General features: G+C 75.2%; 14 protein-coding genes. 9 read left to right on the plus strand and 5 right to left on the minus strand.

The window, feature by feature from the left end; all coding sequences use genetic code 11:
* Positions 1–319: 319 nt before the first annotated feature.
* Both ACF1ED_RS20250 and ACF1ED_RS20255 read right to left on the minus strand, forming a co-directional pair.
* Positions 320–1114, minus strand: coding sequence for a sporulation protein (locus ACF1ED_RS20250; RefSeq protein ID WP_391762254.1), 795 nt, complete (start codon positions 1112–1114; stop codon positions 320–322).
* Positions 1115–1123: 9 nt separating this feature from the next.
* Positions 1124–1936: an aminotransferase class IV gene (locus ACF1ED_RS20255; protein WP_391762256.1), complete on the minus strand. Its 813-nt coding sequence runs from the start codon at positions 1934–1936 to the stop codon at positions 1124–1126.
* Positions 1937–2128: 192 nt separating this feature from the next.
* On the opposite strand from ACF1ED_RS20255, the gene ACF1ED_RS20260 reads away from it, so the two are divergent.
* The 4 genes from ACF1ED_RS20260 to cutA are packed head-to-tail and all read left to right on the plus strand — an operon-like array spanning position 2129 to position 7106.
* Entirely contained in the window at positions 2129–2740 is a 612-nt protein-coding gene (locus ACF1ED_RS20260; RefSeq protein WP_391762258.1) for an NADPH-dependent FMN reductase, read from the plus strand.
* Positions 2741–2752: 12 nt separating this feature from the next.
* The gene (locus ACF1ED_RS20265) at positions 2753–4492 is read left to right on the plus strand and encodes an ABC transporter ATP-binding protein (protein WP_391762412.1); all 1740 of its coding nucleotides are present in this window, start codon (positions 2753–2755) and stop codon (positions 4490–4492) included.
* Positions 4489–6369, plus strand: coding sequence for an ABC transporter ATP-binding protein (locus ACF1ED_RS20270; RefSeq protein WP_391762260.1), 1881 nt, complete (start codon positions 4489–4491; stop codon positions 6367–6369). The genes ACF1ED_RS20265 and ACF1ED_RS20270 overlap by 4 nt, the downstream gene beginning before the upstream one ends.
* Positions 6366–7106 carry a divalent cation tolerance protein CutA gene (cutA, locus tag ACF1ED_RS20275; RefSeq protein WP_391762262.1) on the plus strand — a complete coding sequence of 247 codons (741 nt, stop codon included), beginning with the start codon at positions 6366–6368 and terminating at the stop codon, positions 7104–7106. Before ACF1ED_RS20270 ends, cutA begins: the two co-directional genes overlap by 4 nt.
* On the opposite strand, the gene ACF1ED_RS20280 is transcribed toward cutA, so the two are convergent.
* From ACF1ED_RS20280 to ACF1ED_RS20290, 3 genes are all read right to left on the minus strand, one after another.
* Entirely contained in the window at positions 7072–9153 is a 2082-nt protein-coding gene (locus ACF1ED_RS20280; protein ID WP_391762264.1) for a molybdopterin oxidoreductase family protein, read from the minus strand. The genes cutA and ACF1ED_RS20280 overlap by 35 nt on opposite strands.
* Positions 9154–9226: 73 nt before the next feature.
* Entirely contained in the window at positions 9227–9928 is a 702-nt protein-coding gene (locus ACF1ED_RS20285) for a vancomycin high temperature exclusion protein (protein ID WP_391762266.1), read from the minus strand.
* A gap of 31 nt (positions 9929–9959) precedes the next feature.
* Positions 9960–10682 carry an aquaporin gene (locus ACF1ED_RS20290; protein ID WP_391762268.1) on the minus strand — a complete coding sequence of 241 codons (723 nt, stop codon included), beginning with the start codon at positions 10680–10682 and terminating at the stop codon, positions 9960–9962.
* A gap of 75 nt (positions 10683–10757) precedes the next feature.
* Here ACF1ED_RS20290 and ACF1ED_RS20295 point away from each other — a divergent pair, with 75 nt between their 5' ends.
* The 5 genes from ACF1ED_RS20295 to dnaG all read left to right on the plus strand — a co-directional run bounded on the left by ACF1ED_RS20295 (position 10758) and on the right by dnaG (position 17161).
* The gene (locus ACF1ED_RS20295; protein WP_391762270.1) at positions 10758–11462 is read left to right on the plus strand and encodes a hypothetical protein; all 705 of its coding nucleotides are present in this window, start codon (positions 10758–10760) and stop codon (positions 11460–11462) included.
* 248 nt (positions 11463–11710) lie between these two features.
* Complete coding sequence (locus ACF1ED_RS20300) at positions 11711–12517, plus strand: sirohydrochlorin chelatase (RefSeq protein ID WP_391762272.1); 807 nt, start codon at positions 11711–11713, stop codon at positions 12515–12517.
* Between the two features lie 35 nt (positions 12518–12552).
* Positions 12553–13854, plus strand: a complete 1302-nt coding sequence (locus tag ACF1ED_RS20305) for a deoxyguanosinetriphosphate triphosphohydrolase (RefSeq protein ID WP_391762274.1) — start codon at positions 12553–12555, stop codon at positions 13852–13854.
* A gap of 128 nt (positions 13855–13982) precedes the next feature.
* The gene (locus ACF1ED_RS20310; RefSeq protein WP_391762276.1) at positions 13983–15242 is read left to right on the plus strand and encodes an NAD(P)/FAD-dependent oxidoreductase; all 1260 of its coding nucleotides are present in this window, start codon (positions 13983–13985) and stop codon (positions 15240–15242) included.
* 17 nt (positions 15243–15259) lie between these two features.
* Entirely contained in the window at positions 15260–17161 is a 1902-nt protein-coding gene (gene dnaG / locus ACF1ED_RS20315) for a DNA primase (protein ID WP_391762278.1), read from the plus strand.
* Positions 17162–17251: the final 90 nt, after the last annotated feature.

A 17251-nucleotide genomic window follows, 5' to 3' on the forward strand; every position in this document is an offset into this window, starting at 1 on the left:
TACGGGTCCGGGCTCGGTGCGCCGGTGCGGGGCCCGGACCCAGGGGGAGCTGTCCGGTGCGGGGCGGAGCCGGGTATGGGGGCGGAGGTGTCCGGTGTGGGGCGGGGTCCGGGGGAGGAGGCGTCCAGCCGGTCCCGGGTGCGAGGCCGGGGGGCCCGGTGCGGGCCCGGGCCCGGGGCGGAGGCGCCCCACGGCCGGACCGGGGCCTCTGGCCCCGGCGCCCCGGCATCCCCCGCGCCCCGCGCCCTGAGCCCCGCGCCCCGGCATCCCCCGCGCCCCGCGCCCGGCATCCCCCGCGCCCCGCTGTCCTCGCCCCCCGTCAGTCCTCGTCGCGGGCCGTGCTCCTCAGGACGGCGACCTCGTCCAGCCACTTCCGGACGTCCGCCGCGAAGTCGCGGGCGCCGACCTCGTGGTGGGCGGCGACGTGGCGGAGGGCCGGGGGCTTGTCGTCCCAGTACTTCGACTTCCCGGCGAGCTTCCGGAGGAAGATCTCGCTGCCCACCGCGTTGGTGTGGAAGGTCAGCTCCAGCTGCCGCGGGCGCCCCTCGGCCGCCTCCGGGCGGACGAGCCGGAAGCCCTGCCACGCGTAGAGGTGCCGCTCGACGTCGGAGATCGTCGTCCCGTAGACCCGCGCCCCGTCGAGCGCGTACCCCTCCGCGACGAAGGCGTCGAGCACCGCCTCGTGCAGCGGCAGCGCCTCGACCCGCACCGGGTCCATGTCGGTCTGCGCCTTCACCCCGGCCGCGTCGACCTCCGTGCTGACGCCGATGACGACCCCGAGGTCCTCCCCGCGCAGCTCGTTGACCGGAGTCTCCCAGCGCAGCCGGAACTTCAGCGGGACCCGCTTCTCCTCGCCCTTGCGCAGCTTGAACCAGCCGCTCGCGCTGGGGTACCCGACGGTCTCGCCGCTGCCCTCGCCGTCGCCGTCGCCCTTGTGGAAGAGGGGCGCGTTGGCGAGGAGCTTGAGGTGGATCGACTCGATCTCCAGGTCGCGCTCGGGCGCCCGGACCACCACCTCGCCGTGCAGCATGCCGCCCGGCCGCACCGGCCCGGGCTCGATGACCGTGTCCACCTCGAGCGGTATGCCGCCGCCGAAAAGCCTCTTGAAAACCATGGCCGCAGGCTAGTCGGCGGAGCCGTCCCCGTCACTGGCGACGATCTTCTCGCCCGGCACCGACGCGTAGGCGGCGGACACCCGTCCCATCAGCGCCTCGTCCACTGGGTACGCCACCTCGTCGACGGCCGTGACGGGCGCGATCTCCCGCGAGTTCGCCACGAACGCGGCCCGGAAGCCAGGAAGTTCCTGGAGCTTCACCGGCCGGTGGACCGACGGCAGGCGGGCCGCGAGCAGGGCCATGGTGACGCCGGTGAGGTGCGGGGCCGTCGGCCACACCAGCGAAGTGCCGTCCCAGAAGGCGATGTTGGTGACCGCGCCCTCGGCGACCTCGCCGTCCGGCGTGGTCAGCAGCGCCTCGTCGAAGCCGGCCCGGCGGGCCGCGTCGCCGTGGTACCGCTGCCCGAAGCCGCCCAGGTGCTTGAGGTGCGCCGCCGGGCGCAGGTAGTCGACGGCCGTCAGCCGCCGCGGGGCGCCGGGGCCGTCGGGGGCGGCCTCGCGGACGGTGACGGCCACCAGGAACCGGGCCCCGTGCTCGTACGCGTACACCCGCGCCGAGGAGTCGCGGCGCCCCGACGCCCCGACGGCCCGGCCGAGCAGCTCCCGGACCCGCGCGCCGGGCAGCGGCGCGCCGAACAGCTCGCGGGTGGCCCGGTCGAGCCGGTCGAGGTGCAGCCCGAGGCCCTTCACCCGGCCGTCGCGCACCTGCATCGCGGTGAAGTGGCCGTAGCCGCCCATCACGGTGGCGAGGGCCCCGGGATCGGCGGCCGGCACCCCGTCGATCTCGATGTGCGCGGGGACGGGGGCGGGCGAAGTCGTCATGCCCTCACGGTAGCCCCGGCGCCCGCCCCCGCTCCGGCCCGGCCCTTCCCCGTCCCGCCCCGCGAAACCGCCCCGCCCCGACCCGGACCACCCCCGAAACCGACCCCCGAACCACCCCCGGCCCGCCCCCGAAACCGCCCCGAAAATCCCGTGCTTGACCTCAACCAAACTTGAGGTACCAGGATCCTCGGCATGGACAACACGAACTCCGCCGCCGCCCGTGCCGCCGCCCCCCTGACCCTCGCCCTCGTCGTCGCCAGCGACCGCGCCGGCCGCTTCGCCCCGGTGATCGCCGACTGGTTCCGCACCCGCGTCGCCGAGCGCACCGACTTCGAGCTCACCGTCCTCGACCTCGCCGAGACCACCCTCCCCACCTCCCTCTCGTACGACCCCGACCCCGGCGTCCGCGCCGAACTCGCCCGCGTCACCCCCGTCCTGGAGGCCGCCGACGCCTACGTCGTCCTCACCCCCGAGTACAACCACTCCTTCCCCGCCTCCCTCAAGAACCTCATCGACCGCCACTACACCGAGTGGCGCGCCAAGCCCGTCGGCTTCGTCTCCTACGGCGGCATCTCCGGCGGCATCCGGGCCGTCGAGCAGCTCCGCCAGATCTACGCCGAGATGCACGCCGTGACCGTCCGCGACGGCGTCGTCCTGCCCAACGCCCAGGGCCAGTTCGACGAGGACGGCCTGCTGAAGGACCCGGCCGGGCCCGAGGCCGGCGCCAAGCTGATGCTCGACCAGCTCGCCTGGTGGGGACACGCCCTCAAGGACGCCAAGGCCGTCCGCCCGTACGCCGCCTGAGGAGCCGTCATGATCCTGCTGAGACTCCTCGCGGGCCGCCTGCGCCCGCACCGCGCCCGGCTCGCCTTACTCGTCCTCCTCCAGCTCCTCCAGAGCCTCGCCTCGCTCACCCTGCCCGCCCTCAACGCCGGCGTCATCGACGAGGGCGTGCTCCGCGGCGACACCGGCCGCGTCCTGTCCGGCGGGGCCGTCATGGCCGGCGTCACCCTCCTCCAGGCCGCCGCGGCCGCCGCCGTCACCTTCACCGGCGCCCGGATCGCCCTCGCCGTCGCCCGCGACCTGCGCTCCGAGGCCTTCCGGCGGATCCAGGACCTCTCCGCCCTGGACCGCGGCCGCTTCGGCACCGCCTCCCTCATCACCCGCGTCACCAACGACGTCCAGCAGGTGCAGACCTTCGCGGTCCTCGCCCTGACCATGCTGGTCGCCGCCCCGCTGCTGTGCGCCGGGGGGCTCGCCATGGCGCTGCGCCAGGACGTGCCGCTCGCCCTGGTCCTGCTGCTCTTCGTGCCCGTCATGACCCTCGCCGTCGGCACCGTCGTGCTCCGCATGCGGCCCCTCTTCCGGGGCATGCAGGACCACGTCGACCGGGTCACCCGCGTCCTGCGCGAACAGATCACCGGCGTCCGGGTCGTCCGCGCCTTCGTCCGCGACCGCCACGAACGCGACCGCTTCGCCGCCGCCAACGCCGCCCTCCTCGACACCGGACTGCGGGCCGGCCGGCTCCAGGCCGTCATGTACCCGGTCGTCCTGCTGATCTGGGAGGCCACCACCATCGTGCTCATCTGGGCCGGCGCCCACCGCATCGACTCCGGCGCCGCCGGGGCCGGCACGCTCGTCGCCTTCCTCGGCTACCTCCTCCAGACCGCCATGTCCGTGATGATGGCGCTCTTCCTCCTCATGCACCTGCCCCGGGCCGAGGCCGGCGCCGCCCGCGTCCGCGAACTCCTCGACGCCGTCCCCTCCCTCGCCCCGCCCGCCGACCCCGTCCGCGTCCTCCCCGGCGGCGGCTCCGGCCACCTCGCCCTGGAGGACGTCACCTTCCGCTACCCCGGCGCCGAGGAACCCGTCCTCAGCGGCGTCTCCCTGAGCGCCGCACCCGGCGAGACCACCGCGATCATCGGCGCCACCGGCAGCGGCAAGTCCACCCTCCTCGGCCTGGTGCCCCGCCTCCTCGACGCCACCGGGGGCCGGGTCCTCCTCGACGGCACCGACGTGCGCGCCCTCGACCCCGCCCTCACCGCCGCCACCGTCGGACTCGTCCCCCAGAAGCCGTACCTCTTCTCCGGCACCGTCGCCTCCAACCTGCGGTACGGCCGTCCCGACGCCACCGACGAGGAGCTGTGGCACGCCCTGGAGACCGCCCAGGCCGCCGACTTCGTCCGGGCCCTGGGGGAGGGCCTCGACGCGCCCGTCACCCAGGGCGGCTCGAACCTCTCCGGCGGCCAGCGTCAGCGGCTCGCCATCGCCCGCGTCCTCGTCGCCCGCCCCCGCCTCTACCTCTTCGACGACTCCTTCTCCGCCCTCGACAACGCCACCGACGCCCGGCTGCGCGCGGCCCTGCGCCGCGAGACCGCCGACGCCACCGTCCTCCTCGTCGCCCAGCGGGTCTCCACCCTCCGCCACGCCGACCGGATCGTCGTCCTCGACCGCGGCCGGGCCGTCGGCACCGGCACCCACGAGGAACTCCTCGCCACCAGCCCCGCCTACCGGGAGATCGTCCGCTCCCAGCCGACCGAGGAGGCAGCCGCGTGACCACCGCGACGACACCGCGCCCCGCCCCGCGCACCGCCCCCGCCCGCCGCGGCCCCGCCCCCCGGCCGGGCGGCGGCCCCGGCGCCCCCGGCACCCCCTCCCTGGAACGCTCCCTCCACTTCCGGGCCTCCGCCGTCCGCCTGCTGCGCACCCTCGCCCCCGACCGGGCCCGGCTCGCCGCCGCCCTCGCCACCGGCGCCGCCGCCGTCGGCCTCGCCGTCCTCAGCCCGCTCCTCCTCGGCCGCGCCACCGACCTCGTCCTCACCGGCGCCACCGGCCCGCACGGCGTCGACTTCACCGCCGTCGCCCGGCAGCTCCTCCTCGCCGGCACCGCCGTCGCCGGCGCCTCCCTGCTCACCTGGATCCAGCAGCGGCTCGTCACCGACGTCGTCCAGCGGACCGGCCACCGGCTGCGCGAGCGCGCCCAGCACAAGCTGGCCCGGCTGCCCCTCGGCCACCTCGACGGACAGCCGCGCGGCGAGATCCTCTCCCGCGCCACCAACGACGTCGACAACGTCACCCAGACCCTCCAGCAGGCCCTCAGCCAGATGATCCGGGCCGTGCTCACCCTCCTCGGCGTGCTCGCGATGATGCTCTGGATCTCCCCGGTGCTCGCCCTCGTCGCCCTCGGCACCGTCCCCGTCTCGCTGGGTCTCGCCGCCCTCGTCGCCCGCCGCGCCCAGCCCCAGTTCGCGAAGCAGTGGGCGGTCACCGGCAGGCTCGGCGGCCACGCCGAGGAGACCATCACCGGCCACACCGAGGTGATCGCCTTCGGCCGCCGCGAGGAGGCCGTCCGCCGCTTCGACCAGCTCGGCGACGAGCTGTACCGAGCCGGGCTGCGCGCCCAGGTCGTCTCCGGGCTCGTCCAGCCCGCCGTCACCCTCGTCGGCAACCTCACCTACGTCCTGATCGCCGTCCTCGGCGGCCTGAAGGTGGCGAGCGGGACCCTCACCGTCGGCGACGTCCAGGCCTTCGTCCAGTACTCGTACGAGTTCAACGGCCCGGTCAACCAGGTGGCCGCGATGGCCGGCCTCCTCCAGTCCGGCGTCGCCTCCGCCGAACGGGTCTTCGACCTCCTCGACGCCGAGGAGGAGAGCCCGCCGCCCGCCGCCCCCGAGAAGCCCGCCGTGGTGCGCGGCCGGGTCACCTTCGAGGACGTCTCCTTCCGCCACCGGCCGGACCGGCCGCTGATCGACGGCCTCTCCCTCACCGTCGAACCCGGCCGCACGGTCGCCCTCGTCGGCCCCACCGGCGCCGGCAAGACCACCCTGGTCAACCTGCTGCTCCGGTTCCACGAACCCACCGGCGGCCGGATCCTCCTCGACGGCGTCGACATCGCGCGGATGGACCGGGAGGAGCTGCGCTCCGGCATCGGCATGGTCCTCCAGGACACCTGGCTCTTCGGCGGCACCATCGCCGAGAACATCGCCTACGGCGTCCCCGGGGAGGTCTCCCGCGAGCGGATCACCGCCGCCGCCGAGGCCGTCCACGCCGACCGCTTCGTCCGCACCCTCCCCGACGGCTACGACACCGTCCTCGACGAGGACGGCGGCGGCCTCAGCGCCGGCGAGCGCCAGCTGGTCACCCTGGCCCGCGCCTTCCTCTCCGAGCCGGTGATCCTCGTCCTCGACGAGGCCACCAGCTCCGTCGACACCCGCACCGAACTCCACGTCCAGCGCGCCATGTCCGCCCTGCGGGCCGGCCGGACCAGCTTCGTCGTCGCCCACCGGCTCTCCACGGTCCGGGACGCCGACACCATCGTCGTCCTGGACGGCGGCGGCATCGCCGAGCAGGGCACCCACGAGGAGCTGCTCGCCCGCGGCGGCGCGTACGCCCGGCTGCACGCGGCACAGTTCGCCCGTACGGTGGGGGAGTGATCGTCACCGTCCGCACCACCACCGACGCGCGCGCCAAGGCCGAGGCCCTGGCGCGCGGCGCCGTCGAGGCCCGGCTGGCCGCGTGCGCGCAGATCTCGGGGCCCGTCACCTCCGTCTACCACTGGCGGGACGCGATCGAGACCACCGAGGAGTGGGAGGTGGTCCTCAAGACCACCGAGGCCCGCTACCAGGCCCTCGAAGCGCACCTGATCGCGGCCCACGACTACGAGACGCCCGAGATCCTCGCCACCCGGGTGACCCGGGTCGCCGAGGGGTACGCCCGCTGGGTCGAGAAGGAGACCGAGGCGGTGGCGGAGGCCGAGGTCCCGGCGTACGAGGAGCGCCCGTTCTTCGTGTACGGGACGCTGCGCCCGGGCGGGTACAACCACGACCGGTTCCTCGCCGGCCGGATCGGCACCGAGGCGGCCGCCGTGCTGCCCGGGGCGGTCCTGCACGACGGGCCCGGCTATCCGTACGTCGTCCCGGCGGACGGGAGCGAGGTGGTCGGCACCCTCCTCACGCCCTCGTCCGGCGACTACGGCGCCCTCTTCGGCCTCCTCGACCGGCTGGAGCTGCCCGCCGGGTACGAGCGGGCGGCCATGGACGTCGTCCGGACCGGGGACGGGGCGCGGCTCTCCGCCTGGGTGTACCTGGCGGCACCGGACGCGCCGCTCGGCCCGGTCATCGAGAGCGGCGACTGGTTCAGCCGCGTTCCAGGCGGACCGCGCACACCTTGAACTCGGGCATCCGGGAGACCGGGTCGAGCGCCGGGTTCACCAGGGTGTTCACCCGCCCCTCCCCGTACCAGTGGAAGGGCATGAAGACGGTGTCCGGGCGGATCGCGCCGGTGATCCGGGCCGGCGCCACCGCCCGCCCGCGCCGCGACACCACCGCCACCGGTTCGCCCTCCGCGACCCCCAGCCGCTCCGCGAGCCGCGGGTGCAGCTCCACGAACGGACCGGGCGCGGCGGCGTTCAGCTCCGCCACCCGCCGGGTCTGCGCCCCGGACTGGTACTGCGAGACGACCCGGCCGGTGGTGAGCACCACCGGATAGTCGGCGTCGGTCTCCTCGGCGGCCGGCCGGTGCGTCACCGGCACGAAGCGGGCCCGCCCGTCGGCGGTCGCGAAGCGCTCCAGGAAGAGCCGGGGCGTGCCCGCGTGCTCCTCGTCGGGGCACGGCCAGAAGACGCCCCGCTCCTCCTCGATCCGCCGGTAGCTGATGCCCGCGTAGTCGGCGGGGCCGCCGGCGGAGGCCCGCCGCAGCTCCTCGAAGACCTCCTCCGGGTCGGCGGGGAAGCCCTTCTCCCAGCCGAGCAGCCCGGCGAGGGAGTGCAGCACCTCCAGGTCGGTGCGGACCCCGGCCGGCGGGGTGAGGGCGCGGCGGCGCAGCAGCACCCGCCCCTCCAGGTTGGTCATCGTCCCGGTCTCCTCGGCCCACTGGGTCACCGGCAGGACGACGTCGGCGAGCGCGGCGGTCTCGGAGAGGACCACGTCGGCGACGGCGAGGAAGTCGAGCGAGCGCAGCCGCTCCTCGACGTGCGCGGCGTGCGGCGCGGAGACGACCGGGTTGGAGCCCATCAGCAGCAGCGACCTCACCTCGCCGCCGAGCGCGTCGAGGAGTTCGTAGGCGCTGCGCCCCGGCCCGGGCAGGGTCTCGGGGGCGACGCCCCACACCCCGGCGACGTGGGCGCGGGCGGCGGGGTCGTCGAGCTTGCGGTAGCCGGGCAGCTGGTCGGCCTTCTGGCCGTGCTCGCGGCCGCCCTGGCCGTTGCCCTGGCCGGTGAGGCAGCCGTAGCCGGAGAGCGGCCGGCCGGCCCGGCCGGTGGCGAGGCAGAGGTTGATCCAGGCGCCGACGGTGTCGGTGCCCTTGGACTGCTGCTCGGGGCCGCGCGCGGTCAGCACCATGGAGCTCTCGGCGTCGCAGAACAGCGCGACCGCCGCGCGCAGGTCGGGCAGCGGCACGCCGGTGATCCGCTCGACGTGCTCGGGCCAGTGGGCCATCGCGCCGGCCCGGGCGGCCTCCCAGCCGGAGGTGCGCTCCGCGACGAACTCCTCGTCGACGCGGCCCTCGGCGACGACCAGGTGGAGCAGGCCGAGGGCGAGCGCCAGGTCGGTGCCGGGGCGGGGGGCGAGGTGGAGGTCGGCCTGCTCGGCGGTGCGGGTGCGGCGCGGATCGACGACGATCAGCTTGCCGCCGTTCTCCCGCAGCTCGGTGAGGTAGCGCAGCGCCGGGGGCATGGTCTCGGCCAGGTTGGAGCCGACGAGGATCACGCAGCCCGTCTTCGGGATGTCCTCCAGGGGGAAGGGCAGACCCCGGTCGAGGCCGAAGGCCCGCTGGTGGGCGGCGGCCGCCGAGGACATGCAGAAGCGCCCGTTGTAGTCGATCTGCGAGGTGGCGAGGACCAGCCGGGCGAACTTGCCGAGCGTGTACGCCTTCTCGTTGGTGAGTCCGCCGCCGCCGAAGACCCCCACGGCGTCGGGGCCGTGGTCGGCGCGGGTCCGGCGGAGCCCCTCGGCGACGGCGGAGAGCGCCTCCTCCCAGGAGGCCGGTTCGAGCGCCCCGGAGTCAGGGCGGCGGACCAGGGGCTCGGTGAGCCTGACCCGGGAGGAGAGTACGGAGGGGGCGGTGCGGCCCTTGCCGCACAGCGCGCCCCGGTTGACCGGGAAGTCGGTCCGCTCGACCACCTCGGCGGGCAGCTCCGCCACGCCGGTCGGGCGGAGCTTCATGCCGCACTGCAGGGCGCAGTAGGGGCAGTGGGTGGGGACCGCGGTGGCGTCGGACATGCCGTCAAGGGTGCGTCGGACGTGTTACGCGCAGGGGCGTCCCGTATTACGGGCGCGGTGCTCTCCGCTCAGGTCAGCGGCGCGCGGCGGGTGAGGCGGGGGCGGTGCGGGCCCCGCCCGCCAGGGCCTCGGCGACCCCGTGCTCCTGGGGGCCGAGGAAGCGCGGGTCGGGGCGCAGGGCCGCGTCGAGGGCGGCCTTCCCGGCGGCGAAGAGCTCCCGGGTGGTGCCGTAGTACCAGGTGGTGTCCCGCGGTTCGGCGACCCCGACGCCGTACGAGGCGATCCCGGCGCGCTCGCACAGGGCGACGGCCCGTTTGACGTGGAAGTCCTGGGTGACGAGGACCGCCCGGTCGACGCCGAAGACCTCGCGGGCCCGCACGCAGCTGTCCCAGGTGTCGAAGCCGGCGTGGTCGCTGACCACCTGGGAGTCGGGCACGCCGCGGGCGGCGAGGTAGGCGCGCATGGCGCCCGGCTCGTCGTACTCGGTCCTGCTGTTGTCGCCGGTGACCAGGAGGGCCCGGACCTTGCCGGTGCGGTACAGCTCGGCGGCGGTGTCCAGCCGGTGCGCGAGGTACGGCGTCGGGCGCCCCTTCCACAGTCCGGCGCCGAAGACGACGGCGACGTCCCCGGCCGGCACCTCGGCGGCCGTCCGCAGCTTCCCCGCCGCGGCCGTGTGCGTCCAGGTCGCGGGGGCGAGGACGAGGACGGCGGCCGCCATCACGGCCTGGACGGTACGGCGGCGGGCCCGGACGGTGCGCGGGAACCGGACCTGCATCGGAAACTCCAGGGGCTCGGGGGAAGGGGTCTCACCCCGTCCGACGCCCGGCGGCGGCCTTCGGTTCGGCGGACCCTCTGTCTGTTCCGTACAGCACACCCGCCAGGCCCATGCCGAGCAGCATCCCGAGGAGCTGGGCGGCGGCGTAGGCGGGCACCGAGGCGGGGGCGATGCCGGTGAAGGAGTCGGTGAGGGAGCGGCCCACGGTGGCCGCCGGGTTGGCGAAGGAGCCGGAGGAGGTGAACCAGATCGCCGCGCCGATGTAGCCGGCGACCGCGACCGGGGCGAGCTGGGGGCGGCCGGTGTGCCGCAGGCCCTGGACGACGAGGACGAGCCCGGCGGTGGCGACCGCCTCGCCGAGCAGCAGGTGGAGCGCGGCGCGCGGCTCGGTGGACCAGGAGCCGGGCGCGCGGCCGAACATCGCCTCGGCGAGCAGCGCGCCGGCGAGGGCGCCGGCGACCTGGGCGGCGACGTAGGCGAGGACCTCGCGGCCCTCCTGCTCGCGGCGGCGGCCCCACCACTCGGAGAGGGTGACGACGGGGTTGAGGTGGGCGCCGGAGAGCGGCCCGAGGAGCGCGATCAGCAGGCCGAGGCCGATCGCGGAGGCGGCGGCGTTGGCGATCAGCCGGACCCCGATGTCCTGGCTGAGGGAGTCGGCGCGGATGCCGGAGCCGACGATCACGGCGACGAGGGCGGCGGTGCCGGTGAACTCGGCGGTGACGCGCCGGGGGAGCGACGCGGGGGACATTCTCATAACGGAAAAGATATTCCGTGATTCGGAACGAAAAAAGGGGGGAGGAGAGGGGTGCGCGTTCCGTACGATCCGGCGGTGATCAACGACGAGCTGCTGACCGCCGCCGTGCGGAACAACGCCGAGTGGTGCCGGTCCATGTGCAGGGCCCACGGCCTCACCGGCGGCGCCTTCGGCCCCCGCGCCTGGACCAGCCCCCACCGCACCCCGCTCTACTACCCGGACGCGGTGACCCTGACCGGGGACGCCGTCGCCGAGGACGTCCTCGGCGGCATCGACCTGACCGCGTCCGGCGCCTCCGTCAAGGACGCGTACGCCCGCCTCGACCTGACCGCCGAGGGCTTCCGGCCCCTCTTCGACGCGCGGTGGATCCACCGGTCCGCCGGCCCCTCCGGCCTCCCGGACACGGCGGGCCACCGCCCCGTCCGGACCCCGGAGGCGCTCGCCGCCTGGGCCCTCGCCTGGAGAGACGGCGACGCCGAGGAGGCGGCGCTCTTCCGCCCCGCGCTCCTCGACGACCCGACCGTCACGGTCGTCGGCGGGTACGCGCCGGACGGCCGGATCCTCGGCGGCGCCGTCCTCTCCACCGCCGCCGGCGTCACCGGCGTCTCCAACCTCTTCACCGCCGACGGCACCGACCCGGCGGCCGTCTGGGCCGCCGCCCTCGCCGCCGCCGACCCCGCCCTCCCCGTCGTCGGCTACGAGTCCGGCGACGACCTGACCGCCGCCCTCGCCGCCGGCTTCGGGGAGCTCGGCCCCCTCCGCGTCTGGCTCGCCGCCTGACACCCGTCCCCACGCGCGCGTGAGCCCGGTGAAACACCCGCGTGCGGTCATGGAAGAGAGCCGTGACCGCCGCGCAACGGGCAGGCAACGTGCCGGGGCCAGGATCGGTCCATGACGGAGCCGGACAGCACGTTCGCGGACGCCGCCGCCCTGCTGGGGCGGATCGTGGACCAGCTCGGACTCCAGCTCCGCCGGGTGCGTCCGTACGACGGCCCGGCGGGGAAGACCGAGCAGGAGGTACGTCACCCATGCAGCCGTTCACCCAGCCCGCCGGCCACCGCCCCGCTCCCGGCCGCCGCCCCGCCCCCGTCCTCGTCGCCGTCGGCCACGGCAGCCGGGACCCCCGCGCGCGTGCCACCCTCGCCCGCCTCCTCGACCGGGTCCGCGAGCTGCGCCCCGGGCTCGACGTCCGCCTCGCCCACGTCGAGCTGAACGCGCCGCTCCTCGACGCCGTCCTGGAGGGCCTCGCCGCCGAGGGCCGCGAGGCCGTGCTCGTGCCCCTCCTCCTCGCCCCCGGGTACCACGTCACCCACGACCTGCCCGCCGCGCTCGCCGCCGTCCCGGAGCTCGGCGCCCGCGTCGCCGCCCCCCTCGGCCCGCACCCGCTGCTCGCCGAGGCCCTCGCCGACCGGCTCGCCCGGGCCGGCTGGACCCCCGCCGACTCCGCCTCCCGCGCCACCGGCGTCGTCCTCGCCTCCGCCGGCTCCCGCGACCCCCGCTCCGCCGCCACCCTCCGCCGGATCGCCGCGGACCTCGGCGACCGCCTCGGCGGCACCCCCGTGCTCGCCGCCTACGCCTCCGCCGCCGCCCCCACCGTCCCCGAGGCCGTCGCCGCGCTCACCGCCCGCGGCCGGCACCGGATCGCCGTCGCCTCCTGCTTCACCGCCCCCGGCCTCTTCGCCGCCCGCGCCGCCGCCCACGCCCCCTGGATCGCCGCCGACCCGCTCGGCGCCCACCCGGCCCTCGCCCGGCTCGTGCTGCACCGCTACGACGGTGCCGCCCGGGCCCGCACCGCCGGCCCCGCCACCCCCACGCGGGAACTCGCCGCCATCTGAACCCTTTTGTCGGCCCCTCCGGTTACCGTCGAGACATGGCAGGCTACGACGGCACCAGCGAGACCCCCGGGTACGACCCGACCGCCACCGAGCGCTGGGCGGCCGAGCCCGACAAGCGGCCCGGCCGCACCGCCTTCCAGCGCGACCGCGCCCGCGTGCTGCACTCCGCCGCCCTGCGCCGGCTCGCCGGGAAGACCCAGGTCGTCACCCCCGGCACCCGGGGGTACGCCTGGGACGCCAGCCCCCGCACCCGCCTCACCCACTCCCTCGAATGCGCCCAGGTCGGCCGCGAGCTCGGCGCCGCCCTCGGCTGCGACCCCGACCTCGTCGAAGCCGCCTGCCTCTCCCACGACATGGGCCACCCGCCCTTCGGGCACAACGGCGAACAGGCGCTCAACGACGTCGCCAAGGACTGCGGCGGCTTCGAGGGCAACGCCCAGTCGCTGCGCCTCCTCACCCGCATCGAGCCCAAGCGCTTCGTCCCAGGACCCGACGGCGAGCCCGTCTCCGTCGGCCTCAACCTCACCCGCGCCGCCCTCGACGCCGCCACCAAGTACCCCTGGCCGCGCGGCGGCCACCCCACCGACCCCGGCTCCTCCAAGTTCGGCGTGTACGAGGACGACCTGCCCGTCTTCGAGTGGGTCCGGCGCGGCGCCCCCGAGCAGCGCAAGTGCTTCGAGGCCGAGGTCATGGACTGGTCCGACGACGTCGCCTACTCCGTCCACGACTTCGAGGACGGCCTGCACGCCGGCCACATCGACCCCAACCTCCTCCACGCCGAGCCCGAGCGCGCCGACGTCTTCGCCGTCGCCATCGGCCGCTACGTCCCCGAGGACACCGACCCCGCCGAACTCGCCGAGGCCCTCGACCGCCTCCTCGACCAGGACTGGTGGCCGCACGGCTACGACGGCTCCGCCGTCGCCCAGGCCCGCCTCAAGGACGCCACCAGCCAGCTCATCGGCCGCTTCTGCCTCGCCGCCGAGGGAGCCACCCGGCAGGCGTACGGCTCCGGCCGCCTCACCCGCTACGGCGCCGAACTCGTCGTCCCCCGCCCCGCCCGCAACGAGTGCGCCGTCCTCAAGGCCGTCGCCGACCGGTACGTGATGCAGCGCGCCGAACAGGAGGCGCTCCGCGCCGACCAGCGGATCGTCGTCGCCGAACTCGCCGAGGCGCTCGTCGCCCGCGCCCCCGACGGCCTCGAACCGCAGTTCCGCGCCCTCTTCGCCGCCGCGCCCGACGACCGTTCCCGCAAGCGGGTGATCGTCGACCAGATCGCCTCCCTCACCGACGCCTCCGCCCGCGCCCTCCACACCCGCCTGCGCACCCCCGGGGCGTAGGGCCCGTCGGCCCCCTTTCGCCTTCCGCCGCCGTGCGGGACCCTCGCATGCACGTCCCGGGGCGGTGCCACCCGGGCCGGGCCCGGGGGCGTAGCGTAGAGAACCGGTCGCAACGAGGAGGAATCAACGTGGTCGACGCAGATCAGACCTTTGTCATCGTCGGCGGGGGCCTGGCCGGCGCCAAGGCGGCGGAGACGCTCCGCGCGGAGGGCTTCAACGGCCGGGTGATCCTCATCGGCGACGAACGCGACCACCCCTACGAACGCCCCCCGCTCTCCAAGGGCTACCTCCTCGGCAAGAAGGACCGGGACTCCACCCTCGTCCACGAACCCGCCTGGTACGCCGCCCACGACGTCGAACTGCACCTCGGCCAGACCGTCACCGCCGTCGACCGGGACGCCCACACCGTCCGCCTCGGCGACGGCACCGTCATCCGCTACGACAAGCTGCTCCTCGCCACCGGCTCCGAGCCGCGCCGCCTCGACATCCCCGGCACCGGCCTCGCCGGCGTCCACCACCTGCGCCGGCTCTCCCACTCCGAGCGGCTCCGCGACGAGCTGAAGGCCCTCGGCCGGGACAACGGCCACCTGGTCATCGCCGGCGCCGGCTGGATCGGCCTGGAGGTCGCCGCCGCCGCCCGCACCTACGGCGCCGAGGTCACCGTCGTCGAGGCCGACCCCACTCCGCTCCACCGCGTCCTCGGCCCCGAGCTCGGCCAGCTCTTCGCCGACCTGCACACCGGGCACGGCGTCCGCTTCCACTTCGGCGCCCGCATCACCGAGATCACCGGCCAGGACGGCATGGTCCTCGCCGTCCGCACCGACGACGGCGAGGAGCACCCCGCCCACGCCGTCCTCATCGCCATCGGCGCCGCCCCCCGGGCCGCCCTCGCCGAGAACGCCGGCCTCGCCCTCGTCGACCGCGCCGACGGCGGCGGCATCGCCGTCGACTCCTCCCTGCGCACCACCGACCCCGACATCTACGCCGCCGGCGACGTCGCCGCCTTCGACCACCCCTCCCTCCACCACCGCATCCGCGTCGAGCACTGGGCCAACGCCCTCAACGGCGGCCCCGCCGCCGCCCGCGCCATGCTCGGCCAGGAGGTCTCCTACGACCGGGTGCCGTACTTCTTCACCGACCAGTACGACCTCGGCATGGAGTACTCCGGCTGGGCGCCCCCCGGCTCGTACGACCAGGTCGTGGTCCGCGGCGACACCGGCAAGCGCGAGTTCATCGCCTTCTGGCTGCACGAGGGTCGGGTGACCGCCGGGATGAACGTGAACGTGTGGGACGTCACAGAGCCGATCCAGAAGCTCATCCGCTCCCGGGCCCGGGTGGACACCGACGCCCTCTGCGACCCCTCCGTGCCCCTGGAGGGCCTCGTCTGACCGCGTAGACTTCCTGCGTGGCAGGCAGGATCAACGATGACGACGTGAAGGCGGTCCGGGACGCGGTCCCGATCGACTCCGTGGTGTCCGAGTACCTCCAGCTCCGCAACGCCGGCGGCGGGAACCTCAAGGGACTCTGCCCCTTCCACGACGAGAAGTCGCCCTCCTTCCAGGTCAGCCCCAGCAAGGGACTCTTCCACTGCTTCGGCTGCCAGGAGGGCGGCGACACCATCGCCTTCGTGATGAAGATCGACCACCTCTCCTTCTCGGAGACGGTCGAGCGCCTCGCCGCCAAGGCCGGCATCACCCTCCGCTACGAGGAGGGCGGCTACAACCCCGGCCACCAGCGCGGCGAGCGCATCCGCCTGATCGAGGCCCACAAGGCCGCCGCCGAGTTCTACGTCGCGCAACTCGCCTCCCCCGAGGCCGAGATCGGCCGGAAGTTCCTCGCCGAGCGCGGCTTCGACCAGGCCGCCGCCGACCACTTCGGCGTCGGCTACTCCCCGGCCGGCTGGGACCACCTCACCCGCTTCCTGCGCGGCAAGGGCTTCTCCGACAAGGAACTGATCGTCTCCGGCCTCTCCCAGGAAGGCCGCCGCGGCCCCATCGACCGCTTCCGCGGCCGCCTCATGTGGCCCATCCGGGACGTCGGCGGCGAGATCGTCGGCTTCGGCGCCCGCCGCCTGCGCGAGGACGACAACGGCCCCAAGTACCTCAACACCCCCGAGACCCCGGTCTACAAGAAGTCCCAGGTGCTCTACGGCGTCGACCTCGCCAAGAAGGAGATCGCCAAGACCAGCCGGGCCGTCGTCGTCGAGGGCTACACCGACGTCATGGCCTGCCACCTGGCCGGCGTCACCACCGCCATCGCCACCTGCGGCACCGCCTTCGGCGGCGAGCACATCAAGATCCTCCGCCGGCTGCTCATGGACAACGGCTCGGCCCGCGTCATCTTCACCTTCGACGGCGACGCCGCCGGCCAGAAGGCCGCCCTGCGCGCCTTCGAGGACGACCAGAAGTTCGCCGCCGAGACGTACATCGCCATCGCCCCCGACGGCATGGACCCCTGCGAGCTGCGCCTCGCCAAGGGCGACGACGCCGTCGCCGACCTCGTCGAGCCCCGCACCCCGCTCTTCGAGTTCGCCCTCCGCCAGATCGTGAACCGCTACGACCTGGACACCCCGGCGGGCCGGGCCGCCGCCCTCGACGAGGCCGCCCCCGTCGTCGCCAAGATCAAGAACGTGGCCTCCCAGCACGAGGTCGCCGTCCAGCTCGCCGGACTCGTCGGCATCCTCGACACCCAGTTCGTCGTCCGCCGGGTCGCCCAGATCGCCCGCTGGCAGCGCGGCGGCGGCAAGGAGCAGGGCGGTCCGCAGCGCGGCGACGGCCGGCAGCAGCGCTCGTACGGCGAGGTCCAGGCCCCCCGCGGCCCCGCCGGGCCCGCGCTCAACCTGCGCAGCCCCGCCCACCGCACCGAGCGCGAACTCCTCAAGCTCGCCCTCCAGTACCCGGCCCTCGTCTCCCCGGCCTTCGACGCCTACGGCACCGACGAGTTCACCGCCCCGCCCTACGCCGCCGTCCGCCAGTGCGTCCAGGACGCCGGCGGCGCCGACGGAGCCCCCGCCGACTACCTCGACGCCGTCCGGGCGGCCGCGCCCGACGACTCCGTCCGCGCCCTCGTCACCGAACTCGCCGTCGAGACGATCTTCGCCAAGACCATCGACGAGGTGTACGCCGGCGCCCAGCTGGTCCAGGTCCGCCTCCGCGCCGTCGACCGCCGCATCCGCGACGTCCAGGGCACCCTCGCCCGGCTCGGCGCCCACGGCGACGCCGAACGGCTCGCCGCCGTGCAGAACGAGCTGTGGGTCCTCACCCAGTACGGCCAGTCCCTCCGCAACCACGGCGCCGCAGCCCTCTGACCCCCCCCCGGCCCACGGACGGTCACCGCGCGCACCCAAAAAGTCACCGCACGCCCCTCGTGGCGGCGATGTGTCGTACCCCACACTGGG

The sequence above is a fragment of the Streptomyces sp. NPDC014656 genome (assembly GCF_043084305.1).
Taxonomy (GTDB): Bacteria; Actinomycetota; Actinomycetes; order Streptomycetales; family Streptomycetaceae; genus Streptomyces.